The sequence below is a fragment of the Actinophytocola sp. genome (assembly GCF_035762905.1).
Taxonomy (GTDB): Bacteria; Actinomycetota; Actinomycetes; order Mycobacteriales; family Pseudonocardiaceae; genus DASYTH01.
Map to the genome: position 1 here is coordinate 115,064 of NZ_DASUCC010000097.1, position 25,813 is coordinate 140,876.

At 73.4% G+C, this 25,813-nt stretch carries 21 protein-coding genes; 11 read left to right on the forward strand and 10 right to left on the reverse strand.

The window, feature by feature from the left end; all coding sequences use genetic code 11:
* Positions 1-5: 5 nt before the first annotated feature.
* Together VFV67_RS20820 and VFV67_RS20825 are read right to left on the reverse strand one after the other, a co-directional pair.
* On the reverse strand, positions 6-2,516 hold the full coding sequence (locus VFV67_RS20820) for a hypothetical protein (protein ID WP_326472252.1): 2,511 nt from the start codon (positions 2,514-2,516) through the stop codon (positions 6-8).
* 334 nt (positions 2,517-2,850) lie between these two features.
* Entirely contained in the window at positions 2,851-5,025 is a 2,175-nt protein-coding gene (locus VFV67_RS20825; protein WP_326472253.1) for a hypothetical protein, read from the reverse strand.
* Between the two features lie 61 nt (positions 5,026-5,086).
* Between VFV67_RS20825 and VFV67_RS20830 the strand changes: the two genes are divergently transcribed.
* Genes VFV67_RS20830 through VFV67_RS20855 form a run of 6 tightly spaced genes read left to right on the forward strand, consistent with a single transcriptional unit; the run spans position 5,087 to position 10,938 of the window.
* Positions 5,087-6,283, forward strand: a complete 1,197-nt coding sequence (locus tag VFV67_RS20830) for an AI-2E family transporter (protein WP_326472254.1) — start codon at positions 5,087-5,089, stop codon at positions 6,281-6,283.
* Entirely contained in the window at positions 6,280-7,410 is a 1,131-nt protein-coding gene (gene macS, locus VFV67_RS20835; RefSeq protein ID WP_326472255.1) for a MacS family sensor histidine kinase, read from the forward strand. Before VFV67_RS20830 ends, macS begins: the two co-directional genes overlap by 4 nt.
* Positions 7,407-8,048 carry a response regulator transcription factor gene (locus VFV67_RS20840; RefSeq protein ID WP_326472256.1) on the forward strand — a complete coding sequence of 214 codons (642 nt, stop codon included), beginning with the start codon at positions 7,407-7,409 and terminating at the stop codon, positions 8,046-8,048. Before macS ends, VFV67_RS20840 begins: the two co-directional genes overlap by 4 nt.
* 14 nt (positions 8,049-8,062) lie before the next feature.
* Positions 8,063-8,686 (forward strand): DUF1707 domain-containing protein, encoded by a 624-nt coding sequence (locus tag VFV67_RS20845; protein ID WP_326472257.1) that lies wholly within the window; start codon positions 8,063-8,065, stop codon positions 8,684-8,686.
* A gap of 12 nt (positions 8,687-8,698) precedes the next feature.
* Positions 8,699-9,733 carry an L-threonine 3-dehydrogenase gene (tdh, locus tag VFV67_RS20850; protein WP_326472258.1) on the forward strand — a complete coding sequence of 345 codons (1,035 nt, stop codon included), beginning with the start codon at positions 8,699-8,701 and terminating at the stop codon, positions 9,731-9,733.
* The gene (locus VFV67_RS20855) at positions 9,733-10,938 is read left to right on the forward strand and encodes a glycine C-acetyltransferase (RefSeq protein ID WP_326472259.1); all 1,206 of its coding nucleotides are present in this window, start codon (positions 9,733-9,735) and stop codon (positions 10,936-10,938) included. Before tdh ends, VFV67_RS20855 begins: the two co-directional genes overlap by 1 nt.
* On the opposite strand, the gene VFV67_RS20860 is transcribed toward VFV67_RS20855, so the two are convergent.
* Together VFV67_RS20860 and VFV67_RS20865 are read right to left on the reverse strand one after the other, a co-directional pair.
* Positions 10,911-11,744 carry a ribokinase gene (locus VFV67_RS20860; RefSeq protein ID WP_326472455.1) on the reverse strand — a complete coding sequence of 278 codons (834 nt, stop codon included), beginning with the start codon at positions 11,742-11,744 and terminating at the stop codon, positions 10,911-10,913. The genes VFV67_RS20855 and VFV67_RS20860 overlap by 28 nt on opposite strands.
* Positions 11,745-11,870: 126 nt before the next feature.
* Complete coding sequence (locus VFV67_RS20865) at positions 11,871-12,626, reverse strand: cytochrome b/b6 domain-containing protein (RefSeq protein ID WP_326472260.1); 756 nt, start codon at positions 12,624-12,626, stop codon at positions 11,871-11,873.
* Between the two features lie 91 nt (positions 12,627-12,717).
* Here VFV67_RS20865 and VFV67_RS20870 point away from each other — a divergent pair, with 91 nt between their 5' ends.
* Complete coding sequence (locus VFV67_RS20870) at positions 12,718-13,455, forward strand: TetR/AcrR family transcriptional regulator (RefSeq protein WP_326472261.1); 738 nt, start codon at positions 12,718-12,720, stop codon at positions 13,453-13,455.
* Here VFV67_RS20870 and VFV67_RS20875 read toward each other — a convergent pair.
* The 3 genes from VFV67_RS20875 to leuS all read right to left on the reverse strand — a co-directional run bounded on the left by VFV67_RS20875 (position 13,448) and on the right by leuS (position 17,654).
* Positions 13,448-14,176, reverse strand: a complete 729-nt coding sequence (locus VFV67_RS20875; protein ID WP_326472262.1) for a hypothetical protein — start codon at positions 14,174-14,176, stop codon at positions 13,448-13,450. The two genes, VFV67_RS20870 and VFV67_RS20875, sit on opposite strands and share 8 nt — an antisense overlap.
* Entirely contained in the window at positions 14,169-14,717 is a 549-nt protein-coding gene (locus VFV67_RS20880; RefSeq protein WP_326472263.1) for a sigma-70 family RNA polymerase sigma factor, read from the reverse strand. Before VFV67_RS20880 ends, VFV67_RS20875 begins: the two co-directional genes overlap by 8 nt.
* An 81-nt stretch (positions 14,718-14,798) precedes the next feature.
* On the reverse strand, positions 14,799-17,654 hold the full coding sequence (gene leuS, locus VFV67_RS20885; protein WP_326472264.1) for a leucine--tRNA ligase: 2,856 nt from the start codon (positions 17,652-17,654) through the stop codon (positions 14,799-14,801).
* 175 nt (positions 17,655-17,829) lie between these two features.
* Between leuS and VFV67_RS20890 the strand changes: the two genes are divergently transcribed.
* On the forward strand, positions 17,830-18,243 hold the full coding sequence (locus VFV67_RS20890) for an SdpI family protein (protein ID WP_326472265.1): 414 nt from the start codon (positions 17,830-17,832) through the stop codon (positions 18,241-18,243).
* Here the strand turns inward: VFV67_RS20890 and VFV67_RS20895 are convergent.
* Complete coding sequence (locus VFV67_RS20895; RefSeq protein WP_326472266.1) at positions 18,221-19,216, reverse strand: hypothetical protein; 996 nt, start codon at positions 19,214-19,216, stop codon at positions 18,221-18,223. The two genes, VFV67_RS20890 and VFV67_RS20895, sit on opposite strands and share 23 nt — an antisense overlap.
* A gap of 208 nt (positions 19,217-19,424) precedes the next feature.
* Positions 19,425-19,997, reverse strand: coding sequence for a YqgE/AlgH family protein (locus VFV67_RS20900; protein WP_326472267.1), 573 nt, complete (start codon positions 19,995-19,997; stop codon positions 19,425-19,427).
* Between the two features lie 335 nt (positions 19,998-20,332).
* Here VFV67_RS20900 and VFV67_RS20905 point away from each other — a divergent pair, with 335 nt between their 5' ends.
* On the forward strand, positions 20,333-21,595 hold the full coding sequence (locus VFV67_RS20905; protein WP_326472456.1) for an MFS transporter: 1,263 nt from the start codon (positions 20,333-20,335) through the stop codon (positions 21,593-21,595).
* Here VFV67_RS20905 and VFV67_RS20910 read toward each other — a convergent pair.
* Positions 21,570-23,018 carry a CCA tRNA nucleotidyltransferase gene (locus tag VFV67_RS20910; protein WP_326472268.1) on the reverse strand — a complete coding sequence of 483 codons (1,449 nt, stop codon included), beginning with the start codon at positions 23,016-23,018 and terminating at the stop codon, positions 21,570-21,572. The genes VFV67_RS20905 and VFV67_RS20910 overlap by 26 nt on opposite strands.
* A gap of 91 nt (positions 23,019-23,109) precedes the next feature.
* Between VFV67_RS20910 and VFV67_RS20915 the strand changes: the two genes are divergently transcribed.
* Together VFV67_RS20915 and VFV67_RS20920 are read left to right on the forward strand one after the other, a co-directional pair.
* Positions 23,110-23,616 (forward strand): NUDIX hydrolase, encoded by a 507-nt coding sequence (locus VFV67_RS20915; RefSeq protein ID WP_326472269.1) that lies wholly within the window; start codon positions 23,110-23,112, stop codon positions 23,614-23,616.
* Positions 23,617-23,642: 26 nt separating this feature from the next.
* Complete coding sequence (locus VFV67_RS20920; protein WP_326472270.1) at positions 23,643-25,802, forward strand: DUF6049 family protein; 2,160 nt, start codon at positions 23,643-23,645, stop codon at positions 25,800-25,802.
* The last annotated feature ends 11 nt before the right edge of the window (positions 25,803-25,813 follow it).

Genomic DNA, 25,813 nt, shown 5'->3' on the forward strand with positions numbered 1-25,813 from the left:
CGCGGTCAGCCGAACAGGTCGGCCAGCCTGGCCCGGGTGTCGGCCAGCGACGCGCTGTCGCGCAGCGCGACCGGGCTGAACATCCGCGCGGTGTCCAAACCGGACAGTGCCGGGGTGGCCCGGGAAACCGGACCGGGCATGGCCGGCGCGGCCACCAGGGGCAGGCCGGGCTCGGTCAGGTCGGACTCGAGCAGATCGGGCTCGGGCAGATCGGGCAGCGCCGGCAGCTCGGTGACCGGCAGGCCGCCCGCCGGGTCACCGGCCAGGTCCAGCTCACCCGGCTCCGGCCCGGCCAGCCGGTGTGCACCGGCCGCGGCCGACATCGCCTCGCCGAGCACCTCGACCGGCACGCCGAAGACCGGAACGCCCGCTCGGACCGGCAGGTCCAGAACGTTGCCGGAGATCATGCCGAACTCCCCGTCGCTCACCGGCTCGCCGCCGGATCGGGCCACCGTCGCGGTGCCGGCGCCGGCCCGGCTCGTACCACCCAACGCGGACACCGCCGAATCGAAGACCTGGGCCACCGGGATCGCCCGCGCCGCGATCACGTTACCGGCCACCGTGCCGCCCCGCCCGGAACTGCGCAGGTCACCCCCGGCCGTGCTACCGGTCGCGGCCACCGCGCGCCCGGTGCCGGTGCCGAGCACGGCGACCGAGTCGCCGAACACGCCGAGCGCCGAGGCGACCGGGACGGCGGCCACGTTGCCGGCGCCCAGCCCGGCGCTGCCATCGGTCGCCGCCGGGCCGCCGGCCGTGGCCGCGGTACGGGTCAGCGCCGCGGCGGTGCCGCTGCCGCCGGCCGTGACGTTGGTGCCGAACACCTGCGCGGGCAGGGCGACCGGCAGCTGACCGATGTTTCCGGAACCGATGCCGCCCGTTCCGGTGGCCTCGGTGGGACCGCCCGCGGTGGACGAGGTGTCCGACTCGGTGAACGTGGCGGTGCGGCCGAGCACCCCGGCGCCGTTGCCGAGCAGCTGAGCCGGTCCGGCCACCGGCACATGCACCAGGTTGGCCGCACCGAACCCGCCGGGATCGTCGGTGTTGGTGTAGCCGCCCGCGGTCGACTCCTTGGTCTCCACGGCGTGCGCGCCGGCCGAACCGAGTACCGAGCCCGCGGTGCCGAACGCCTCGACCGGCCGGCTGACCGGGATGGTCGCGGCGGTGCCGCCGGCCGTGGACCCCGAACCGGTGGTGCCGGCGTACCCGCCGGTGCTGCTGTTGGCGGTGCTTGCGCTCTCGGCGGTGGCGCCGCCGAGCACGGACAGCGCGCTCCCGGCCACGTCGACCGGGCCGCTGGCCGCCGGGCCGGCGACGGTTCCGCCCGCGGTGCTGCCGTCGCCGAGGGTGAACGCGGCACCGCCGGCCCGGGCATCGGTGGCACCACGGTGCCGGCTCGCGGCCTGCCCGCCTGCGGCCAGCGCGTTGCCGAACGCCTCGGCCGGCACGGCGAACGCCGGCCCGACGACGCCGCCCGAGCCGGTCGACCGGGTGCCGTCGGTCTGGACCACGCCCCCGGCGCCTGCGCCGCTGCCGGTCGCGCAGTCCGCCGCCGAACCACCCGCGAGGGTGCCGGCGGCGCACTGCGCCGAGACCGGACCGGCGGCGGACGGATCGGCCACGTTGCCGGACAGCAGGCCGCCCGCACCCGACGTGCGGACGTAGGCCGGTCGCGCCGGCCGGTCGATCCGGCCGTCGTCGCCGGCCCGCGCCGCCGACCCGGCGCGCGCCCGGGACCGGCTCCCGCCCGCGACGCCGACCGCGTTCCCGTTGGCGTGCACCGGAACGGCCAGTGGAACCGCGGCCACGTTCCCGGCGACCGCGCCGCGGTCACCGCTGGTCCGCAGCCACCCGCCTGCGGCCCCGGCGCTGCTGGCGTCCGACCATGTCGTCGCGCCGCCCAGCGCCGACACGGCGTTCCCGGTGACCTGCACCGGGGTGGCGCCCTGCCCGGCGACCACGTTGCCGGCCAGCGGCCGGCCCCGGCCATCGGTCTCGATGTCGCCGGTCGCGGCGGCCTGCTGTCCGGCCGTGCTGACCGAGCCGGCGCGGCCGAAGGCGCCGACCGCGTTCCCGGTGACCTGGACCGGGACCGCCCAGTCGGCGTCGACCACGTTGCCGTCCAGCGGGCCGCCCGCCGCGGTGCGCACCGGCCGGGCCACCCGGGCGTGCCGGCCCGATTCGTTGACCACCGCCGCGTCGCCGCCAACGGCGACCGCGTTGCCGGACACGTCGACCGGCACCACCAGATCGCCGTTCACCCGGTTTCCGCCCGCGCCAACGGGTTCGGCCGGGTGGACCGCGACCTCGCGGGTCAGCTCCGGGGCGTGCACCGGGCCGAGCGGGGTACCGACCGCGTTGTTCCGCATGGTCACCGGGACGGCCAGGCCGCCGTCCAGGGCCGGCACCCGCCGGTCCGGGCTTACGTCCTCGTCCGCGGCCGCGATTCCGGTGCCCAACATCAACAGGCCACCCGTGACCAGCGCGGTCTGCAGGCCGCACTTCGCCCAGGTATGCATCGACGGTTCTCCTTCTGGAATTCCCTTGCGGGAGGTGGGGGTTGGGGAGTGGCCGGGATACGGCGTCGCGGGCCGCACCGGCGGCGGCTCAGGCGGGGGGAGCGGCGGCGGACTGTTCGCCGACAGGACGCGGGAGGGATGGAGGCTCCTGCGCGCCGCCGCCCGTGGTCGGCTCAGCGCCCGAGCGGTCGCTCCGTTCCGGGGTGGCAAATCTGTCCACAGTAGACTCACCTCGGGGGACGGGAGCAGTGCAGCCGTGACACTTTCATCCGTCCGGCCGGCACGCACGCGAAAGCCGGACAGACTCCCTGATCGGGTGACAGGAACGAGATTCTCAGCCGCGGCGGAGCACCCGGGTGGCGCCGGCGGCCGCGGTCGTGGCGAGCACCCACCCGGCCGCGATCAGCACCGCGGAGATCCACTGCGACGCGCCGGTCAGCTGCCACTGCTTGTCCTGCCCCAGATCCACGATCGGCAGCACCAGATCGGTGGCCAGCAACGCCGGATTCCACACCGGCTGCGTGCCGGGATCCAACCGCTGCGCCTCGTGGAAGGTGAACCAGATCGTGCCGAGAAGCCAGAACACGGCCAGCCATACGATGGCCAGCCACGGCCGGTAGCCGTAGCCGACGGTCCACTCCTGCAGCCGGCCCCACATCCGGCCGGGCCAGGGCAGCTCGGCGAACCGGCGGCGCTGTCGCTCGATCTGCACCTGGCGGGCCCGCTCCTCGTCCCCGCCGGCCCGGTACGTTCCGGCCAACTGCTCGTAGGCACCCGGCGCGAAATCCGGCTGCACGGCGCGTAACCAGCCCAGCCGGGTCCGCACGTCGACCTCCGGTGCCGCGGCGATCGCGGTGTAGCCGAAGTCCTCGAGGTCCACCCCGCCGGTCGACGCGTACAGCCCCGAACCGTCCACAATGGACACCACGCGAGCCCGGGTGAGCACCACCCGCCCGCGCGGCGGGCGGCCCGACGGGAAGGTCAGCACCAGCTCCGCCGCGGTCAGACCGTAGGCGGACAGCGCGACCGCCGGGACCGGGTGTCCCGGCCCGGTCCGCCCGCCCAGCCGGGCACCGGCGAACGTGGCCAGTTTGCCCACCTCCACCGAGCGCACCCGGACCCCGCCGGCCGCCCGGAACCCGCCGCCGCACAACAGGTCCTTGCCGATCGTGGCGGCCCTGGCGTCCAGCGACGGCTTGACCGAGCCGTTCGGCCGCAGCCGCGGCTTGCGCAGCCGCGCCCCGGAACAGTCCAGGCTGGACCCGATGTGCGCGTTCTGCAGCCGCACCGAGCCGCTGATCCGCACCCGGCGCAGGAACAGCGTTCCGCCCACCCGTAACCGGTCGGCGAACAGCGCGTCCACCGCCGGACCGTGCACCCGGACCGTGGACAGGCTGACGCTGCCGTGCACGATCGCGTCGGCCAGCCGGACCTGGCCGTAGGCGTGCAGTCCCGCCCGGCCGCGCGCCTCGACGTCGCCGCCCACCTCGACGCCGTCGGCCACCAGCGCCACCGGCACCCGGTCCACCGGCCGCCCGGCGGCGAACGACGCGGACAGCGCCGGCACCACCTCCGGCCGGCCGATGGTGGCGTCGGCCAGCAACAGGTGCCCACCGATCCGGGCGCTGCGCAGCCCGACCGCGCCGGCCGCCACGAACCCTTCGTCCAGCTTCAGATCGCCGTCCGCCTTCAGCCGCGCCGCGTCCAGCACGAACTCGCCCTCCACCGAGCCGTGCGGCACCACCGACACCTGCCCGCCCTCGTCGGTCGGGTCGTGCAGCCGGGCGCCGGAGAACACCACGTCGCCGCCGATCCGGGCGCCGGCGAGGACCACCCGGCCGGCCACGTCGAACCGGCCGCCGTGGGCATCGCAGCGCAGGCTCCCGGCCACCACCAGGCCGGCCGCCTCCAGCGCGTGGCCGGTGGGGTGCACCAGCCGGGCGCCGGTGAGCTGCACGCTGCCGCCGATGTCGGCGCCGCGCAGCCGCACCTCGCCCTCGGCGCGCAGCGCGGTCGCGCTGACCGACCCGGCCACCCGCAACCGTGCGGCCAGCAACGCCGCGCCACCCGGCCGGCGCAGCACCGCGCCGGCCAGCCGGACCGTGCCGGCCACCGTGGCGTCGGTCAGGTCGACCGGGCCGGTGCTGGTGAACCCGGCCTCCAGCACCAGGTCGCTGTCCACCCGCAGGTTGCGTGCCCGCAGGCCGGGCAGCCGGGATCCGCGCAGGGACAGGCCGATCAGCCGGGCCCGCATCAGCCGCGGCGGCTGCTCGAAGGTGCACCGGCGCAGCGTGAGCACCGTGTCCAGCACCCGGCCCTCGAGATCGAGGGTGCCGGTGACCACCGCGTGGTCGAGCCGCACCGCCGGCTGGCCGCCGGCGATCAGCAGCGCGGCCAGCAACTCGGCCCGGACCGTGCGGTCCGGCCGGCCGGCGAGGTCCAGCCGGATGCCGGAGCCGACCGCGGTGCACACGGCCCGCTCGGTCTCGCTGCGCGCCTGATCGAACACGGCGCCATCAGATCAGACACGCGCTCCCCAGATGTCGGGTTCGACCGATACCGTGACGCCGATGACCAGAGCAACGAAGAACCGGGTGGCCGGGCTCAAGCACCCGGCGGGCGGTGGCGCCGCGACCGATGTGACCGAGCTGGTGCCGAGAGGGCTGCGCGTCGCCGCGGCGCTGGCCTGGCGGTTCCTGTTCGTGATCGGCGCGGTGTACGTGATCCTGTGGCTGATCAACTACTTCTTCCACCTGGTGCTGCCGGTGGCCGTCGCGCTGATGCTGGCCGCGCTGATGGCGCCCGCGGTCGACCGGCTGGTGCACTGGCGGGTGCCCCGTTCCGCGGCCGCCGCCCTGGTCCTGATCGGTGGCATCGCGGTGGTCGGCGGGGTGCTCACCTTCGTGATCATCCAGTTCATCGCCGGCCTGCCCGAGCTGCAGGACCAGGTCGCGAACAGCCTCGAGCAGATCCGGCAGTGGCTGATCACCGGGCCGCTGCACCTCACCGGCGACCAGCTGACGAACTTCGTGAACAGCTCGATCAACACGATCAAGGAGAACCAGGCCGCGATCACCTCAGGGGCGCTCACCACGGCGGCCACCATCGGCGAGGTGCTCACCGGCTTCCTGCTCACCCTGTTCACGCTGATCTTCTTCCTGTACGACGGTCGGACGATCTGGCGCTGGGTGACCCGCGGCGTGCCGCTGCGGGTGCGCGACCGGGTGGACGTCGCCGGTCGTCGCGGGTTCGCCGCGCTGGTCAGCTACGTGCGGGCCACGGTGCTGGTCGCGCTGTTCGACGCGGTCGGCATCGGCATCGGGCTGTGGATCCTCGGGGTGCCGCTGGTCGTGCCGCTGGCCGCGCTGGTCTTCCTCGGCGCGTTCATCCCGATCATCGGCGCGGTGCTGGCCGGCACGGTCGCGGTGCTGGTCGCGCTGGTGGCCAACGGCTTCATCACCGCGCTGGTCGTGCTGGCGATCATCGTCGGTGTCATGCAGATCGAGGGCCACGTACTGCAGCCGCTGCTGCTCGGCCGCGCGGTCAAGCTGCATCCGCTGGCCGTGGTGGTCGCGATCGCCGCCGGCCTGATCGCGGCCGGGATCGCCGGGGCCCTGCTCGCCGTCCCGCTGCTCGCGATCATCAACGCCGGCGTGAAGTCGCTGCTGCACGACGCGCCGGTCGACCCGGAGCGGATCGATCCGATCGAGGACGCCGACGAGGCCGCCGAGCCGGATCCGGCCGGTGAGGGCGCCGACCGGCCATGACCGCCCGGCCGATGCTCCCCGACGACCCGACCACCCCGCTGTGGTGGGGCGCCGTGGTGCTCCGGCTGCTGACCCTGGTGTTCGCCGCCGGGGTGGTGATCGTCCACCACGACAGCTACGCCCGGCCGGGGCTCGCCGTGGTGCTGGTCGGCCTGATGGCCGGGTGGACCGCCGTGACCACCGCGGTCTACCTCCGGCAGTCCGGGCGCCGGCTCGCCGTTACGGTGCTCGACCTCGTGGTCTGCTGCGCCTTCATGACCAGCTCGCTGTTCGTGCTGACCGACGCCCAGCTGCACGACTGGGCCACCCCGCTGCTGCCGACGATCTGGGTCACCGGTGCGGTCGCGGCCGGCGCGGTGTGCGGCGGACCGGTGGCCGGCGCGATCTTCGGCCTGGTGGTGGCCGGGTTCAACTACGGCGTGCGCGGCTTCGCCGACACCGACCTGACCCGGGACGCGGTGCTGCTGATCGGCGCCGGGTTCGTGCTCGGCATCGCCGCGCGGGACTCCCGGCGGGCGGCCGACCGGCTGGCCCGGGCGCTGCGCGCGGAGGCGGCGACGGCCGAGCGGGAACGGCTGGCCCGCACCATCCACGACAGCGTGCTGCAGGTACTGGCCCGGGTCCGCAAGCGCGGCACCGAGTTGGGCGGCGAGGCGGCCGAGCTGGCCCGGCTGGCCGGGGAGCAGGAGGTGGCGTTGCGCGCGCTGGTGACCGCCGGGCCGCCGGCGCCGATCGAGGACGGCACCGCCGACCTGTCTCCGGGGCTGCAACTGCTGGCCACCGACCGGATCCAGGTCTCGGTCCCGGCCACCCCCGTGCGGCTGCCGGCCGGCACCGTCACCGAGCTGGTGTCGCTGGTGCGCGAGGCGCTGTTCAACGTGGACCGGCACGCCGGGCCGGACGCGCGGGCCTGGGTGCTGGTCGAGGATCTCCGCGCCGAGGTCGTGGTCAGCGTGCGCGACGACGGCACCGGCATCCCCACCGGACGGCTCGAGGCGGCCGAGGCGGAGGGCCGGATGGGCATCGCCCGGTCGATCAAGGGCCGGGTCAGCGGTCTCGGCGGCACCGTCGTGCTGGAGACCGCGCCGGACTCGGGAACCGAGTGGGAAGTGCGGGTGCCGCGATGATCACGGTGATGGTGGTGGACGATCACCCGATGTGGCGCGACGGGGTGGCCCGCGACCTCGCCGAGCGCGGGTTCGACGTGCGGGCCACCGCGGGCGACGCGGCCGCGGCGGTGCGCATCGCCGGCACCGTGTGCCCGGACGTGGTGCTGATGGACCTCAACCTGGGCAGCGTCTCCGGCGTGGACGCGATCCGGCAGATCACCGCCCGGCTGACCGGTACCCGGGTGCTGGTGCTCTCGGCCAGCGGCGAGCACGCCGACGTGCTGGAGGCGATCAAGGCCGGCGCGTCCGGCTACCTGGTCAAGTCCGCCTCGGCGCAGGAACTGGTGGACGCGGTGACCCGGACCGCGGCCGGCGACGCGGTGTTCACCGCCGGCCTGGCCGGGCTGGTGCTCGGCGAGTACCGGCGGATGGCGGCCGAGCCGGAGGACACCGGGCCGCGGCTGTCCGAGCGGGAGACCGAGGTGCTCCGGCTGGTGGCCAAGGGCCTGACCGCCCGGCAGATCGCCGACCGGCTGTTCCTGTCGCACCGCACCGTGGAGAACCACGTGCAGTCCACGCTGCGCAAGCTTCAGCTGCACAACCGGGTCGAGCTGGCCCGGTACGCCATCGAACACGGTCTGGACGGCGAGGGCTGAGTACGGTTAGAGACGTGACAAACCCGCCTGTCGACCCGAGGACGCTGCGCGTGTCCGACGCCGAGCGGGAGCATGTCGTCGGCCTGCTGCAGAAGGCGATCGGCCAGGGACTGATCGACCTGGACGAGTTCACCAGCCGGACCGACTCCGCACTCGCCGCCAAGACCCGGGCCGAGCTCAACGCGGTGCTCACCGACCTGCCGGGCATGGTGCACCGTGAGCCCAGCTCGCCGCGCCACCCGCAGCAGCTCGAGCTGCGCGCCACCATGTCCACGATCAGACGCGCCGGCCGCTGGGTGGTGCCGCGCACGCTCGTGGTGCGCAACCGGATGGGGTCGACGTCGTTGGACTTCACCGAGGCCACCATCGACCACCCGGAGGTCCGGCTGGAGCTGGACGTCACCGGCGGGTCGGTGGAGCTGCTGCTGCCGGACGGTGCCACCGTGGCGACCGACGACGTCGAGGTGACCGCCGGCAGCCTGCGGGACAAGGTGGGCGGCGACCTGGTCGGCCACCCGCACTTCGTGGTGGCCGGCCTGGTTCGGGCCGGGTCGTTGACCATCCGCCGGCCGACCTACGTGCGAATCGGCGCTCTGGTGATCCGGTTCCCGTGGAAGGTCGGCTGGGATCGGGACTGACGGAGGAACGTGGTGAAGGCTCTGGTCAAGGTCGCCCAGGGTCCCGGCCTGGAGCTGACCGACGTGGCGGATCCCATGGCCGGACCCGGCGAGGTGGTGCTGCGCGTGCTGCGCACCGGAATCTGCGGCACCGATCTGCACATCGAGTCGTGGGACGACTGGGCGGCGCGAACCATCCGGCCGCCGCTGGTGGTCGGGCACGAGTTCGTCGGCGAGGTGGTCGAGGTCGGGCCCGGGGTGAGCCGGGTGTCGATCGGCGACATCGCCAGCGGCGAGGGACACCTGATCTGCGGCACCTGCCGCAACTGCAAGGCCGGCCGGCGGCACCTGTGCGCCAACACCCGCGGCGTCGGTGTGCACGTGGCCGGGGCGTTCGCCGAGTACGCCGTGCTGCCCGAGCTGAACACCTGGGTGCACACCTACGACGTCGACCTGGACGTCGCGGCGATCTTCGACCCGTTCGGCAACGCGGTGCACACCGCGCTCGCCTTCCCGGTGTTCGGCGAGGACGTGCTGATCACCGGCGCCGGCCCGATCGGGCTGATGGCCGCGGCGGTGGCCAAACATGCCGGGGCCCGGCACGTGGTGATCACCGACGTCAGCGAGCACCGGCTGGACCTGGCCCGCAAGATCGGCGTGGACCTGGCGCTGGACGTGAGCCAGCGCAGGATCGCCGACATCTACGCCGAGCTGGCCATGTCCGAGGGCTTCGACGTGGGCATGGAGATGTCCGGGCAGCCTGCCGCGCTGCGCGACATGATCGCCAACATGACGCACGGCGGCCGGATCGCCATGCTCGGCCTGCCGGCCGAGGAGATCGCCGTCGACTGGAGCTCGGTGGTGCTGAAGATGCTCACCGTCAAGGGCATCTACGGCCGGGAGATGTTCGAGACCTGGTACGCGATGTCGGTGCTGCTGCAGGCCGGCCTGGACCTGTCGCCGGTGATCACGCACCGGTTCGGCTACCGGGATCACCGCGCGGCGTTCGACACCGCCCGGAGCGGCCGGTGCGGCAAGGTGATCCTGGACTGGACGGCGGAGGGCTGATGTTCGGCACCATGCGCGAGGACCTGAAGACCACGCTGGACGAGATCCGCGCGGCCGGACTGTACAAGTCCGAGCGGGTGATCGGCTCGGCGCAGAACTCGGCGATCCGGGTGGTGGGCGCGGAGCCGGCCGACGCCGTGCTGAACTTCTGCGCCAACAACTACCTGGGCCTTGCCGACCATCCGGCGCTGGTGGCGGCCGCGCGGGCGGCGCTGGACCGGTGGGGGTTCGGGATGGCGTCGGTGCGGTTCATCTGCGGCACGCAGCAACCGCACAAGGAGTTGGAGGCCCGGTTGTCGGAGTTTCTCGGCACCGAGGACACGATCCTGTACAGCTCGTGCTTCGACGCCAACGGCGGGCTGTTCGAGACGCTGCTCGGCGAGGCGGACGCGGTGATCTCCGACGAGCTCAACCACGCCTCCATCATCGACGGGATCCGGCTGTGCAAGGCCCGCCGGCTGCGCTACCGCAACCGCGACATGGCCGACCTGGAGCGACAGCTCACCGACGCGGCCGACGCCCGGTACCGGCTGATCGCCACCGACGGCGTGTTCTCCATGGACGGCTACTTCGCCCCGCTGGACGAGATCTGCGACCTGGCCGAGCGGCACGACGCGCTGGTGATGGTGGACGACTCGCACGCCGTGGGGTTCATCGGCGAGACCGGCCGGGGCACCCCGGAGCGGTTCGGTGTCACCGACCGGATCGACATCACCACCGGCACGCTGGGCAAGGCGCTCGGCGGGGCCAGCGGCGGCTACACCTCCGGCCGGGCACCGATCATCGAGCTGCTCCGCCAGCGGTCGCGGCCCTACCTGTTCTCCAACTCGCTGGCGCCGTCGATCACCGCGGCCGCGCTGGCCGCGCTGGACCTGCTCGCCTCGTCCGGTGACCTGCTCGCCCGGCTGCGGGAGAACACCGAGCTGTTCCGCGGCCGGATGACCGAGGCCGGTTTCGACCTGCTGCCCGGCGAGCACCCGATCGTCCCGGTGATGATCGGCGACGCCGCCCGCGCCGCCCGGATGGCCGACCTGCTGCTGGAGCGCGGCATCTACGTGATCGGCTTCTCGTATCCGGTGGTGCCGCACGGCAAGGCCCGGATCCGGGTGCAGCTGTCCGCCGCGCACTCGACCGACGAGGTGAACCGGGCCGTGGACGCGTTCATCGCGGTCCGCGATCAGCTCAGCTCGGCGGCCGACGGGTAGGACGGCTGGGCGCCCGCCCTGGTCACCGAGAAGGCGGCCACCCGGACGGCCAGTTCGGCCGCGTCGGCCAACTCGGCGCCACCGGCGAGGGCGACCGCCAGCGCGCCGGTGAACGCGTCGCCTGCGCCGGTGGTGTCCACCGGATCGACCCGCGGCGCCGGAATCTCCCGCTGCCCGGCCGGCGATACGACCACCGCGCCGCGCGCGCCGAGGGTGACCACGGCCGAGACCGGACCGAGGTCGAGCAGCCGCCGGACTTCGGTTGCGTTGGCGCCAACCGAGCCGAGCAGGGCGGCCGCCTCGTGCTCGTTGACCACCAACGGGTCCAGCGCGGCCAGCGTGGCCGGGGCGAGCCGGGCCACCGGCGAGAGGTTGAGCATCGCCCGCACCCCGTGCGCGGCGGCCACCGCGATCGCGTGCTCCACCACCGGCACCGGCACCTCGAGCGAGGCCACCAGGATCCGGGTTCCGGCCAGGTCCACCCGGTCCACGTCGGCGGTGCGCAGCGCGTGGTTGGCGCCGGGCGAGACCACGATGGCGTTCTCGCCGTCCGGAGTGACCGTGATGCAGGCGATGCCGGTGGGCCGGTCCGTGCGGCGCACCGCGGTGACGTCCACCCCGGCGGCGCGCAGGGACTCCAGCAGCAGGTCGCCGTGCGCGTCCGGGCCGACCGCGCCGAGGAACGCGACCCGGCCGCCGAGTCGGGCCGCCGCGACCGCCGTGTTCGCGCCCTTACCGCCGGGCAGCGTCACGGTGTCCGACCCGAGCACGGTTTCGCCCGCAGCCGGCCGGCGCTCGACGGTCATCACGAGGTCGGCGTTCGCCGAACCGATCACCAGCACGTCCACCCGAGAAGAATCCAACCGGCAAGTAACCGTATGCAACTGTGAACGAATACCGGGCACGAGGGATCTCGAATGCCACAATGTTCGTCAACTCTTCCGCGCGCTGCCCGACCTTGCGCGCCAGAGCCCACGCCAGGTTCGCAAACCCGGCGTCGGGGCCCGGCCCGTGCCGGGCTCCGCGCTGCCGGCGCCGATCGCGTAGCCCCCCGAGCGGTCGGTGCCGGCGGCGCGGTACCCCGCGAGCCAGCCCGGCCAGATCCGCTCGGCGACCTCCTCCGGCAACCGTCCGCCCAGGTGCATCGACCGCCACACGCCCCGGTAGCCGGGCAGGATCCCGGCGGCGATCACGATGTGGCCGAGCAGCACCGGGGTGATCGCGTACGCCGCGAACCGGTGCGCCTGGAACACCGCGATGCCGAACGGGCCGGGCAGGTACATGGCGCCGACGCCGCTGGCCAGCAGGATCGCCAGCAGCACCACCATGACCAGGTTGGCCAGCCGCTGTCCGGGGTCGAAATGCCCGTCGTGGTAGGCGAACCGCCCGGTGCGCAGCCCCGCCGGCCAGTGCCGGAACCAGCGCAGGTCGGACCGGCGGAACCGGACCGACTCGGCGAGGAACGTGCGCGCGCCGCGGATGCCGACCACGATCCCGCCCAGTACCACCGCGGTCAGCGCGAACCCGGCGTACTCGTGCACGTCGGTGAGCCCCACGACGAACCCCGCCTCGTAGCCGATCAGGACGAACCAGGCGCCGGTCACCAGCTCGGTGAGCACCCCGGTGTACACCAGCGCGTGCAGCCAGCGGGCGCCGCGGCCGTAGCGCCGCACAGTTACCGATCGCATAACCGGTGTACACCGGCCGTACGATCGACGTTCCACGGTCGGTGCGGTGCCGTAGTGTTCGCACTGTTGACGTAGGGCAATGGGGTGAGTGATGACGGCGGCCACACGCCGGGAACGGGACAAGGCGGAGACCGACCGGGAGATCCGCCACCAGGCCCGCGTCCTCCTCGTGGAGCAGGGATCCGAGGCGGTGACCCTGCGGGCGATCGCGCGGAAGGTGGGCATCACCGCACCGGCGCTGTACCGCTACTACACCTCGCGCGAGGACCTGATCGAGCACATCAGGACCGACATCTGCACCGATCTCGCCGCCGAGCTGAACGACGATCTCGCCGAGCTGCCGGAGAGCGACGTGCTCGGCCAGGTGTTCGCGATCTGCCGAGGGTTTCGCCGTTGGGCCATCGCACACCCGCAGGAGTTCAGCCTGGTGTTCGCCTCGCCGGCCGAGCCGTCCGCCGGGGAGGCGTCCACCCAGATCGTGGTGCCGGCCGCCGACCCGTTCGGCCAGGTCTTCCTCGCGGTGGCGGCCAAGGTGCTCACCACGACCACGCTGGCCGCGCCGCCGGACGACTCGGTGCCCGCGGAGCTGCGCGCCGACCTGGAGACGTTCCGGGCCAACCTGATGGCCACGATCGCCGAGGCCGGATTCGGAGTTCCGGCCGACGCGCTTGGCGTCGGCACCGCCTACGCGATCCTGAAGTTCTGGGTGCGGCTCTACGGCCAGATCGCGCTTGAGGTGTTCGGCCGGTTCCCGTTCGCCGTGGCCAAGCCGGAACCGCTGTTCGAGGCGCTGCTGACCGACATCATGCAGCAGGTCGGGCTCACCTGACCGACTCCGCGATGGCCAGCGCCTCCGCCTTGGTGAAGTCGCCCTCCAGCCGCATGGTCACACCGTCGCGCTGCCAGATCAGCGTGGTGCCGGACAGCCGGGCCGATTCCTGGCGATACTGGCCCGACCGGTCGACGTAGACCAGCTCGTGCGGCCCGGCCACCCAGACCGCCGCGTCGCCGTCGACGTCGGTCCAGTCCACCTGGCCGCCGCCGATCAGCTTCTTGTACAGCGCGAAGTCCACGGTGCCGTCGAACTGGTCCAGCCGGACCGCGCCGTCCCGGTAGATCAGCGACACGATCCGCGGCGGCGACCCGTCGGCCAGCACCACCCGCTCCGGCGGGCCGAGCGCCTCCGGTACCGACACGGTGAACCGGGACTCCCGGCGCGCGGTGTCCAGGTCGGCGGCGCGCTCGCCGGGCAGCGCGGCGGTGCTCGGCAGCGGGCTCGGCGCCGGCGCGGAGTCGGTGCTGAACTCGATTCCGGCGAACCGCAGCAGGTTCAGCACGGCGGCGCGGACCGGCGGCGAGACGGTGATCAGGACGCCGAGGGCGAGCAACACCAGCAGCACGGCGGCGGCGATGCGCCGCGGCGTCGACCAGGTCCGCCGGACCGGTTGCTCGAGTCGGGCGCGCACCGCGGCGGTGACGTCCGGTGGCTCCGGCACGTCCAGGTGGGCGCCGAGGTCGCGCAGCGCGAGGCCGATGTCGGGCTCAGCCATGGGCCGCCTCCTCGCCGACGCCGCCGACCCCGCCGGTCAGGGCGGGCCGCAGCCTGGCCAGCGCGCGGGACAGCCGGGACTTGACGGTGCCGACCGGCCAGTCGAGCACCTGTGCCGTCTCGGCCTCGGACAGGTCGAGGAAGTAGCGGCAGGTCACCACCATCGCGTCCCGTTCCGGCAGCGCCCGGACCGCGTCGAGCAACGCGGTCCGGGACGCCCCGGAGATCGCCTCCGCCTCCGGGTCCCGCTCGCCGGCCGGCGCCGCCAGCCCGGCCACCCGCAGCTCCATCGCCGCGCGCCGCCGCGCCGAGCGGTGCAGGTTGCTGGTCTCGTTCGCCACGATCCGCAGCAACCACGGCCGGAACTCCCCGTCCGGCCGGAACCCGCGCAGTGCCCGGAAGCCCTTCACGAACGCCTCCTGCACCACGTCCTCGGCGTTCGACCCCGCCCCCAACAGGTAGGCAGTCCGGTGCGCGAGCGCGCTGTACCGCGCGACCAGTGCCCCGTAGGCATCCAGGTCGCCCCCGCGCGCCCGACTCACCGCCTCGTGGTCGTCCGTGACCCGCTCTCCTCAGCCCGTCCGTGTCCCTCTCTCTACACCGCCGGGCCGGATCGGGTTCCGCTACAGGACCACATTGACCAGACGGCCGGGGACGACGATCACGCGGCGGGGTTGGCCGCCGTTGATCAAGGCGGCGATCTTCTCCTCGGCCAGCGCGGCGGCGGTGACCTCGTCGGTGCTGGCGGCGGCGGGGACCACGACGCGGGAGCGGACCTTGCCGTTGACCTGAATCGGGTATTCCACCGTGTCCTCGACCAGGTAGCGCTCGTCGGCCACCGGGAACGGGCCGTGCACCAGCGACTCGGTGTGGCCCAGGCGGGACCACATCTCCTCGGCGATGTGCGGGCACAGCGGGGCCAGCATCAGCACCATGGGTTCGACGACGGCGCGCGGGGCGCCGGCGGCGAAGTGCTTGGTGACGTGGTTGTTCAGCTCGATCAGCTTGGCGCCCGCCGTGTTGTACCGCATCCCGGCGAAGTCCTCGCGCACGCCGGCGATGGTCTTGTGCAGGGCGCGCAGGGTCTCCTCGTCCAGCTCGGCGTCGGTCACCCGCGGCGCGCCGGTCTCCTCGTCGACCACGTTGCGCCACAGCCGCTGCAGGAACCGGTGCGCGCCGACCACGTCCTTGGTGGCCCACGGCCGGGACACCTCCAGCGGGCCCATGGACATCTCGTACAGCCGGAAGGTGTCCGCCCCGTACCGCTCGCACATCTCGTCCGGGGTGACCACGTTCTTCAGGCTCTTGCCCATCTTTCCGTACTCCTGGCGGACTTCCTGTCCGTTCCACAGGAACTTTCCGTCCACTTCGGACACTTCTTCGGCGGGTACGTAGACGCCGCGGGCGTCGGTGTAGGCGTAACCCTGGATGTAGCCCTGGTTGAACAGCCGGCGGTACGGCTCGTCGGCGCTCAGGTGACCCAGGTCGTACAGCACCTTCTGCCAGAACCGGGAGTACAGCAGGTGCAGCACGGCGTGCTCGACGCCGCCGATGTACAGGTCGACGCCGCCCGGGTCGTTCGCCCCGTGGATCCGCGGCCGGGGACCCAGCCAGTACCGCTCGTTCTCCGGCTCGACCATCCGCTCCTGGTCCGACGGGTCCACGTAGCGCACGTGGTACCAGCAGGATCCGGCCCAGTTGGGCATGGTGTTGGTGTCCCGCCGGTAGCTGCGCGGGCCATCGCCCAGGTCCAGCTCGACGGTGACCCAGCCGGTCGCCTTGGACAGCGGCGGGGTCGGCTCGGTGTCGGCGTCCTGCGGTTCGTAGGTCACCGGCGCGTAGTCGTCCACCTCGGGCAGCTCGACCGGCAGCAGGTGCTCGGGCAGCGCGATCGGCGCACCGGTCTCGTCGTAGACGATCGGGAACGGCTCGCCCCAGTACCGCTGCCGGGAGAACAGCCAGTCCCGCAGCTTGTACTGGATCATGCCCTGGCCGTGCCCGTGCTCCTCCAACCACGCGATGATCGTCTTCTTGGCCTCGTCGACGTCCAGCCCGTCCAGGAACCCGGAGTTGACCGCCGGGCCGGCACCCAGGTAGGCCTCGCCGGTGAAGTCGGCCGGCGGTTGCACGGTGCGCACGATCGGCAGCCCGAACTTCTCGGCGAAGTCCCAGTCCCGCTGGTCCTGCCCGGGCACCGCCATGATCGCGCCGGTGCCGTAGCCCATCAGCACGTAGTCGGCGACGAACACCGGGATCCGGGCGTCGTTGGCCGGGTTGATCGCGTACGTGCCCAGGAACACCCCGGTCTTGTCCCGGTTCTCCTGCCGATCCAGCTCGGACTTCAGCGACGCGGCCCGCCGGTAGGCGGCCACCGCCTCGGCCGGGTGGGCCGCACCGCCGGTCCACCGTTCGTCCACATCGGACGGCCAGGCGGCCGCGGTGATCACGTCCACCAGCGGGTGCTCCGGCGCCAGCACCATGTAGGTGGCACCGAACACGGTGTCCGGCCGGGTGGTGAACACCTCGATCGCCGCCGCCCCGGCGGCATCGCGATCGTGGCTTGCGACCGCATCCACCGGAAACCGGATCCGGGCGCCGTGCGAGCGCCCGATCCAGTTGCGCTGCATGGCCTTGATCTTCTCCGGCCAGTCCAGCCGGTCCAGGTCGTCGATCAGCCGGTCGGCGTAGGCGGTAATCCGCATCATCCACTGGCGCAGGTTCTTGCGGAACACCGGGAAGTTGCCCCGCTCGCTGCGCCCCTCGGCGGTGACCTCCTCGTTGGACACCACCGTGCCCAGGCCGGGCACCCAGTTCACCGGCGCGTCGGACAGGTAGGCCAGCCGGTGGTCGTTGACGATCTCCCTGCGCTCGGCACCGGTCAGCTCGGCCCAGCCGCGGCCGTCCGGAGTGGACCGGGTGCCGGCCGCGTACTCCGCCTCCAGCTCGGCGATCGGCCGGGCTCGGCCGGCCCGCTCGTCGTACCAGGAGTTGAAGATCTGCAGGAAGATCCACTGGGTCCAGCGGTAGTAGTCCGGGTCGATGGTGGCGAACCGGCGCCGCTCGTCGTGGCCCAGCCCCAGCCGGCGGATCTGCCGCAGGTAGGTCTGGATGTTGTCCTCGGTGGTCTTGCGCGGGTGCTGCCCGGTCTGCACCGCGAACTGCTCGGCGGGCAGCCCGAACGCGTCGAAACCCATGGTGTGCAGCACGTTGCGGCCGGCCATGCGGTGGTAGCGGGCGAACACGTCGGTGCCGATGAACCCCAGCGGGTGGCCGACGTGCAGCCCGGCGCCGGACGGGTACGGGAACATGTCCTGCACGAACAGCTTGTCCTCGGGCACGCTGCCGGCCAGTGGCCCGGTCGGGTTGGGTGCGTTGAAGCTGCCGTGCTCCTCCCAGTACGACTGCCAGCGGCGCTCGATCGCGCCGGCCAGCGTGGCGGTGTACCGGTGTGCCGGTACCGCCTCGGCAGCGTCAGTCATGGCCGTTCCTTCCGTTTGCCGCTCCTGAACAGAACAAAACCCCTCCGCTCAGACGAGCATGAGGGGTTGCCGCGCGGACCACCGACCGGGTCAGCGCGGCTGGATAAGGAGCAGGCGTGCCGTGCTCATGTACCTGAGGATAGCCCCCGCCCGCAACCCGCATACCATCGCGGGCGTGTCCGTGCTCGCCATCCTGCCCGTCTCGACCGGGCTCGCCGTCGCCGTCGTAGGCCTGCTGGGCAGCCGGCAGCGGTTGTCGCGCAACCGGTTCGTCGGGGTGCGCACGGCCGCGTCGATGCGCAGCGACGCGGCGTTCCGGCTGGCCAACCGGGTGGCCGGGCCGCCGACCGTGGTCGCCGGGCTGGTCGGGGTGCTGGCCGGGGTGGCGGCGCTGCTGGTACCGGGCACCGCCGCCGTGCTCGCCTGCGTGCTGCTCGGGCTGGCCGGAATGATCGGCATCGCGACGGGCGCCGGCGTGCTCGGCCACCGGGCCGCGCTGGCCGTGCCGGAACCCGAGCCGGCCCGCCCGGCCGGATGCTCCGGCTGCGCCTGCGGGAACTGCGTGCTCACGTCGTCGTCACGCAGTTGATCCGGACCGGGCCGGCCGCGATCGGGTTCGGTCCGGGCGGCAGGCCCTCGCCGTCGCCGCCGAGCTGGACCAGCACCGCGCCGGTCTCCACCAGCACCGTGGTCCCGGTGACCCAGCGGCCCCGGTTGGCCGCCTGGTCCACGGTGAACTCCCCGATCGGCACGTCGAAGTTCTCGAACCGGTCGGCCAGGTCGTACCGGACCACCGCGTGCGCCCGGGCCGAGGCCGGCACGTAGACCTCGATCTGACAGCTCTGTGCGGTGGCCTCCTCGAGCCGGAACAGCCACTGGACGTAGTTCTCCGGGTTGTCCGCCCGGCGGGGGTCGAACTTCAGCACCGCGAAGAGGAAGGTGTCGGCGCAGCCGTCGCCGGTCCAACTGCCGCCGTGCTCCGCCCGCCAGCCGCGGTTGCCGGACGCACCGGAGACGGTGGTCCGCCGGGAGTCGTCCATCGGGCAGGCCGGCCCGGCAACGGCGCGGAACATCCGGGGCGGATCCAGGTCGATGCTGACGGCGGGGGAGGCTGTCGTCGCCGCGGCCGGGAACGTCGGCGTCGCGGCGACACCCAGCGGCGGCGACTGGGACGAGCCGACCATCAGGACCGCGGCGACGACCAGCGGGACGGCCGCCAGGCCACCGAGACTGAGCGCCAGCCGGGTCCGCCGCCGTTGTCGGGGGACGACGGAGGACCCGGCCGGCCGTTCGGGAGGCGCCACGCCCGGCGTGCTGAGCGCGGCCCAGCGGTTCGCCCAGGCTTCCACGTCGCCGCCGCACGCCGTGACGTAGGCCAGGGTGACCGTGAGTGGAGGGATGGTCTCGCCGGCCGTGAGCTCCGCCAGGTCCGGCACCGGGTAGCCGGTCTCTGCGGCAAGCGACCGCAGGCTCGGGTTGCCGGCCCGGCGGCGCAGCCTGCGCAAACCGCGGGCGAACTCGCCGAGCGCTCCGTCCGGCACCGGCCGTTGCTGTCTGGCCACCGAGGTCCCCTATCACTCATGGGAACTTCGGAGCCGGCCAGTCCATGGACTGGACCCGGTCCGCCTCTCCGGAATTTCACTGCTGTCGTCACGTCCCGGCGAGGGGTGCGGATCAGCGGTTGATTGTGGCTGGGCGCCGTCACGGTGCCCCTGAGGTTGCGTTGGTTGGGCCAGGACTCACCCCGGTGATCCGAGAAATTGGCCCACGCTAGTTCATTCTTACGTCGCCGGGGTGGGTGGAGAGCAGCGCGAGCGGCATCCCCTGCCGGCGCAGCACCCGGCCCCACAGGTCGTGCTCCGGCGAGGCGAGCACGTCGCCGGGCAGCGCCGGCACCACGATCCAGTCGCCGCGCTCGATCTCGCCGGCGAGCTGGCCGACGTCCCAGCCGGCGTACCCGGCGAACACCCGCAGCCCGCGCACCTTGGGCACCAGCGGGACCGGATCGGTGTCCAGGTCGACCAGGGCGACCGGGCCGCGCACGCCGATCAGCCCGGTGACCCCGGACATGTCCTCGCCGGTGCGCATCGCGGCCAGACACAGTGCGGTCTTCTGTTCCACCGGCCCGCCGACGAACACCGCCCCGGGCTGGCTCACGTGCGGACCCCAGGTCGGCAGCACGTCGTCCACCGGCACGTCACTCGGCCGGTTGAGCACGACGCCGAGGGTGCCCTCCCCCCGGTGGTCGATGATGAACACCACCGTCCGGCGGAAGTTGGAATCCTGCAGGCTGGGCGCCGCGACGAGCAGCGTGCCCGGCTCCACGTCCGCGTCGGGGTGCACGCCGACATGATCCCATCCCGGACCGGCCGGGGAACAACCCGAGGGCCCGACTCGTTGTGCTGGTGCCGGCGTCATCGAGTCCCCCGGGCCCAACCAGAACCGCCGGCGTGGAATACCGTTCGGCTGGAGCCACGTCGCGCATTTTCGCCGAGAGGCGACCGGACGCCGGCTGCCGGGCGGCCCCGACAACCGGGGCCGCCCGGGCCTTTTCCGTCATCCCCCACGCCACCCACCGAGTCGTAGGCTGATCCATCGTGAGTACACCGGCGGACGCGCCGTCATCCCCGGCGGCGCCGGCCCCCGTGCCGTCCCGTGGTGGTCACCGCCACGACCGGATCGGCCCGCGCCGGCTGCTTGCGATCGCCGGGTTCCGCCGGCTGCTGCTCAGCCGGTTCGCCGCCCAGTGGGGCGACGGCCTGTTCCAGGCCGGCCTGGCCGGTGCGGTCGTGTTCAACCCGGAGCGGGGCGCGTCGCCGCTGGCCATCGCGGCCGGGTTCACCGTGCTGCTGCTGCCGTACTCGCTGGTCGGGCCGTTCGCCGGCGCGCTGCTGGACCGCTGGGACCGGCGCCGGGTGCTGGTCGCGGCGAACCTGCTGCGCGGCGCGCTGATCCTGGTCTGTGCGCTGTGCGTGGCCACCGGGGTCAGCGGCTCGGTGCTGTTGCTGCTCGCGCTGCTGGTGATCGGGATCAGCCGGTTCGTGCTGTCCGGGCTGTCCGCCGCGCTGCCGCACGTGGTCCCGGTGCGCAACCTGGTCGAGGGCAACGCGCTGGCCACCACGCTCGGCGCGCTGATCGCCGTGTTCGGCGGGATCTGCGCGGTCGGGCTGCGCGCGCTGTGGGGAGCCGGCAACGTCGGGTCCGGCCTGACCACGGCGGTGGCCGCGGCCGGCTCGGTGGCCGCGGCCGCCTTCGCGATCCGGTTCGCCCGCGGCGAGCTGGGCCCGGACAAGGTGGACGAGCCGGCGCTGGCGCTGTGGGCGGTGGTCCGCGGGCTGTTCGACGGCGGCCGGGCGGCCCTGCGTGCCCCGACCGTGGCCGCCGGCTTCATCGCGCTGTTCGCGCACCGGGCCGCGGTCGGCATCTCGTTTCTGCTCACCGTGCTGCTGATGCGGTACAGCTTCACCGACATGGGTCCGTTGAAGGCCGGTCTGCCGGGCCTGGCCGAGATCTTCGCCGCCGGCGGGCTCGGCATCCTGGTGGCCGGACTGACCACGGCCCGGCTGGTCGGGCGGATCGGCCGGCGCCGGTCCATCTCCGCGGCGCTGATGCTGGCCGCGGTCGCCCAGCTCGGCCTCGGCCTGCTGATGACGCTGCCCTCGGTGCTGCTGGCCACCTTCGTGATCCTCTACGCCGGCCAGGTGGTCAAGCTGTGCGTGGACGCCGCCGTGCAGCGCGACATCGGCGACGAGACCCGGGGCCGGGTGTTCGCGCTGTACGACACGCTGTTCAACATCACCCAGGTGGCGGGCGTGGCGCTGGCCGCGGCCGTGGTGCCGATGAACGGCCGGTCGGCCACCCTGATCGTGGTGGCGGCCGGTCTCTACCTGGCCGGCCTGGCCGGCTTCCAGCTGGTCAGCCGTCGGCACCCGGCGCAGTGATGCCCCGCTCGGCGGCCCAGCGCAGCAGCTCGGCGACCGCCTCGTCGTGCTCGAGCGGCCCGCGGTCCAGCCGCAGTTCCTTGAGATGAGTCCAGGCCTGGCCGACCAGCGGCCCCGGCGGGATGCCGAGCAGCCGCATGATCTCGTTGCCGTCCAGGTCCGGGCGCACCCGGGCCAGGTCCTCCTCGGCGGCGATCCGGGCGATCCGCTCCTCGAGCTCGTCGTAGGTCCGCTGCAGGGTCGCGGCCTTGCGCCGGTTGCGGGTGGTGCAGTCGGCCCGGACCAGCTTGTGCAGCCGGGGCAGCAGCTCACCGGCGTCGGTGACGTAGCGGCGAACCGCCGAATCGGTCCACTCGCCCCGGCCGTAGCCGTGGAACCGCAGGTGCAGGTAGACCAGCTTGGCCACGTCGTCGACGACGTCCTTGGCGTAGCGCAGGGCCCGCAGCCGCTTGCGGGTCAGCTTGGCGCCGACCACCTCGTGATGGTGGAAGCTCACCCCGCCGTCCGGGATGTGCCGGCGGGTGTCCGGCTTACCGATGTCGTGCAGCAGCGCGGCCAGGCGCAGCACCAGGTCCGGCTCACTGTCCGGCTCCTCGAGGTCGATCGCCTGGTCGAGGACGACCAGCGAGTGCTGGTAGACGTCCTTGTGCTGGTGATGCTCGTCGATCTCCAACCGCATGGCCGGCACCTCGGGCAGCACGTGGTCGGCCAGCCCGCTGTCCACCAGCAGCTCGACCCCGGCCCGCGCGTGGCTGCCGAGCAGCAGCTTGGACAGCTCGACCTGGATCCGCTCGACGGTCACCCGGGTGATCTGCTCGCTCATCGCGGTCATCGCGGCCAGCACCCGGGGCGCGGGCTGGAAGCCGAGCTGGCTGACGAACCGGGCCGCCCGCATCAGCCGGAGCGGGTCGTCGGCAAAGGACTCCTCCGGGGTGGCCGGGGTGTCCAGCCGGCGCTCGGCCAGTGCGCTGGCCCCGCCGTACGGGTCGATAAATTGTCTTGTCGACAAGTCGATGGCCATCGCGTTGACCGTGAAGTCCCTGCGCACCAGGTCGTCAACGATCGAGTCACCGAACCGAACCTCCGGGTTGCGCGTCACTCGGTCGTAGCTGTCCGCCCGGAAGGTGGTGATCTCGCACGTGACCCCGCGCTTGCTGGCGCCGACCGTGCCGAACGCGATGCCGATGTCCCAGACCGCGTCGGTCCACCCGGACAGGATCTTCAGGATGTCGCCGGGCCGGGCGTCGGTGGTGAAGTCCAGGTCCGCGCCCAACCGGCCGAGCAGCGCGTCCCGCACGCTGCCGCCGACCAGGTAGAGCCGATGCCCGGCATCGGTGAACCGCGCGGCCAACTCCTCGGCGACGGGCGAGATCTGCAACAGCTCTTCCACGGTGGTGGTCGGGCGGGACGGGGAACTCGACATGACAATCGAGCGTATCCGGCCTGTCGTCCGGTTTGCGTGCCCGGCTCCGGCGAGCGTTCCCGTGCGTGTGGTGACAACTACGATCGCGGACATGCCCACCTCGTCCGGCCGCCCTCGCGGTGCCCGCTCCGGGCGCCGCGGCCGGCGGCGCGGCCGGCGGGTGGCCGCCGTGGACGAGACCTCGGCCGGAGGCGTGGTGTTGGACGCTGACCAGGCGAATGTCGCCCTCATCGGCCGGCTGGACCGGCGCGGCCGGCTGCTCTGGTCGCTGCCGAAGGGGCACATCGAGGACGGCGAGACACCGGAGGAGACCGCGGTGCGCGAGGTGGCCGAGGAGACCGGCATCTCCAGCCGGGTGCTGCGCCCGCTCGGCACCATCGACTACTGGTTCGTCGCGGACAACCGGCGGATCCACAAGACCGTGCACCACTTCCTGCTGCAGGCCACCGCGGGCGAGCTGTCCGACGCGGACGTCGAGGTCACCGAGGTCGCCTGGGTTGCCCTCGAGGAGCTGGACGACCGGCTCGCCTACGCCGACGAGCGCCGCCTGGTCCGCAAGGCGCGGGAGCTGCTTGCCGGGCGGGAGGAGCCGGCGTGACCGCGACTATGAACAGAGTCACACGGGTGACCGTGGTCATGTTGCTGGCGGCGGTGCTGCTGGCCCTGGCCGCCCCGTTCGGCGCCGCCGCTCAGCCGACGCCCACGGTGCCCGAGTCGCCCAGCCGGATGCGGCTGGACGTGGCGTCGCTGGTGCCCCGGGTGATCACCGCGGACACACCGGTGGTCACGGTCACCGGCCGGGTCACCAACACCGGCGACCGCCGGATCGACCGGGTCCAGGTGCGGCTGCAGCGCGGCGAGGTGCTGACCACCGACACGGACCTGCGCGAGGCCCACAACCGCAAGGACGACCCGGTGGCCGCCCAGTCGACGTTCATTCCGGTCGCCGACCGGCTCGAACCCGGTGCGAGTGCCGAGGTCGCGGTCACCGTGCCGGTGCGCGGCGCGGACAGCTCGCTGCGGATCGACGAACCCGGCGTGTACCCGCTGCTGGTCAACGTCAACGGCCAGCCGGAGTACAGCGGCCGGGCCCGGCTGGCCGCCGAGTCGGTGCTGCTGCCGGCGCTGTCCGTGCCGGGCACCGGCGCCACGGCCACCGCCGGCACACCGACCGGCGTCACCCTGCTCTGGCCGCTCATCGACGACAACCCCCGGGTGGTGCAGGGTCCGGACGGCCGTCCGGTGCTGACCGACGACGACCTGGCCGGCTCGCTCGCGCCCGGCGGCCGGCTGCACGGCCTGCTGACCGCGATCGCAGGCGCCGGCCCGCAACTGCTCTCGGCGACCTGCCTCGCCGTCGACCCCGACCTGCTGGAGACCGTGCAGCTGATGGCGGTCGGCTACCAGGTGCGCACCGGCGACGGCCGGGTGGCGGCCGGCACCGGCGCCCCGGCCGCGGCCGCCTGGCTGGCCTCGCTGCGCGCGCTCGCCCGCGAGCACTGTGTGATCGCCGTGCCGTACGCCGACGCCGACCTGGTGGCGCTGTCCCGGGCGGGCGCCGCCGACCTGGAGAAGCTCGCCCTGTCCAGTGCATCCGTCGTTTCCGAGGCGCTCAAGCCGGCCGCGCCGCTGCCCGGCGTGCTCTGGCCGGCCGGCGGCACGCTGGACGAGCGCACCCTGGCCGACATCACCGGCGTCGGCCCGACCACCGTGCTGACCGACCCGGCGAACCTGCGCGGCCGGCAGGGCGCGCAGCCCTACGCGGTCGGCGAGTCGGCGGCGGTGCGCGCGCTGCCGATCGACCCGACGGTCTCCGAGCTGCTCGGCGGGGACAGCGGCGACCCGGCCGACCAGCGCCGGCCGCTCTCGGTGCAGGGCGCGGTGGCCGCGGTCGCGTTGCGGACCGCGTTGACCGAGCCCGGCCGGCCGATGCTGATAGCGCCGCCGCGCCGGTGGGCCGCGCCATCCGACGAGCTGCAGGTATTCCTGGCCACCCTGCGGGACGTGTTCACCGCCGGGTTCGCCCAGCCGGTGCCGCTGGCGCAGGCGGTGGCCGCCGAGCCGAAGGGCAACGCCGCCGGCATCAGCTACGGCTCCGACGAACGGGCCGCCGAGATCGCCTCGACGGCGACCGCCGAGGTGGTCCGGATCAACGCCGCCCAGCGGGACCTGCGCGACGCGATGAGCATCGACGACACCGCCCAGGTCGACCCGCAGGTGCTGATCGCCCCGCTGCACTACGGGCTGCTCCGGGCGGCGTCCACCGCGTGGCGGGGCCGGCCGGGGGCGGCCGAGCGGGCCACCGCGGAGGTGGCCGCCCAGCTCGGCGCGCTGAGCCGGCAGGTCACCGTGAACAACCCGGGCCGGCCGCTGACCCTGGCGTCGGGCAACAGCCCGATCCCGGTGCTGCTGTCCAACACCATGCCGGTGGCCATCACCGTCCGGATCAAGCTGGGCGACACCCCCGGCGTGCGCCCGGAGCCGCTGACCGACGTGTTGATCCCGGCGCACGGCGCGGTGAACCGCTATCTGCCGGCCGAGGTGATCCGGTCCGGCCGGTTCACCGTGGACGTGTCGCTGTCCACCCCGGGCGGCACCCCGCTCGGGTCCACCGCCCGGCTCGAGCTCACCTCCACCGCGTACGGCAAGATCACCCTGATCATCACCATCACCGCGGCCGCCGCCCTGTTCCTGCTGGTGGGCCTGCGCACGTTCCGCCGGGTCCGGGCGTCCAGAAGGACCGGTGCCGGCGAGGACCTCCCGGCCGCGGGCGGTGCGGGCTGAGCGAGGCGCGG

Excerpts from the sequence above, each read along its gene's own strand:
- leuS (WP_326472264.1), bottom strand. The coding sequence starts at position 17,654 with ATGACTGACGCTGCCGAGGCGGTACCGGCACACCGGTACACCGCCACG.
- VFV67_RS20915 (WP_326472269.1), top strand. The coding sequence starts at position 23,110 with ATGCCCACCTCGTCCGGCCGCCCTCGCGGTGCCCGCTCCGGGCGCCGC.
- VFV67_RS20830 (WP_326472254.1), top strand. The coding sequence starts at position 5,087 with ATGACCAGAGCAACGAAGAACCGGGTGGCCGGGCTCAAGCACCCGGCG.
- VFV67_RS20860 (WP_326472455.1), bottom strand. The coding sequence starts at position 11,744 with ATGACCGTCGAGCGCCGGCCGGCTGCGGGCGAAACCGTGCTCGGGTCG.
- VFV67_RS20875 (WP_326472262.1), bottom strand. The coding sequence starts at position 14,176 with ATGGCTGAGCCCGACATCGGCCTCGCGCTGCGCGACCTCGGCGCCCAC.
- macS (WP_326472255.1), top strand. The coding sequence starts at position 6,280 with ATGACCGCCCGGCCGATGCTCCCCGACGACCCGACCACCCCGCTGTGG.
- VFV67_RS20910 (WP_326472268.1), bottom strand. The coding sequence starts at position 23,018 with ATGTCGAGTTCCCCGTCCCGCCCGACCACCACCGTGGAAGAGCTGTTG.
- VFV67_RS20855 (WP_326472259.1), top strand. The coding sequence starts at position 9,733 with ATGTTCGGCACCATGCGCGAGGACCTGAAGACCACGCTGGACGAGATC.
- VFV67_RS20840 (WP_326472256.1), top strand. The coding sequence starts at position 7,407 with ATGATCACGGTGATGGTGGTGGACGATCACCCGATGTGGCGCGACGGG.
- VFV67_RS20820 (WP_326472252.1), bottom strand. The coding sequence starts at position 2,516 with ATGCATACCTGGGCGAAGTGCGGCCTGCAGACCGCGCTGGTCACGGGT.
- VFV67_RS20870 (WP_326472261.1), top strand. The coding sequence starts at position 12,718 with ATGACGGCGGCCACACGCCGGGAACGGGACAAGGCGGAGACCGACCGG.
- VFV67_RS20865 (WP_326472260.1), bottom strand. The coding sequence starts at position 12,626 with ATGCGATCGGTAACTGTGCGGCGCTACGGCCGCGGCGCCCGCTGGCTG.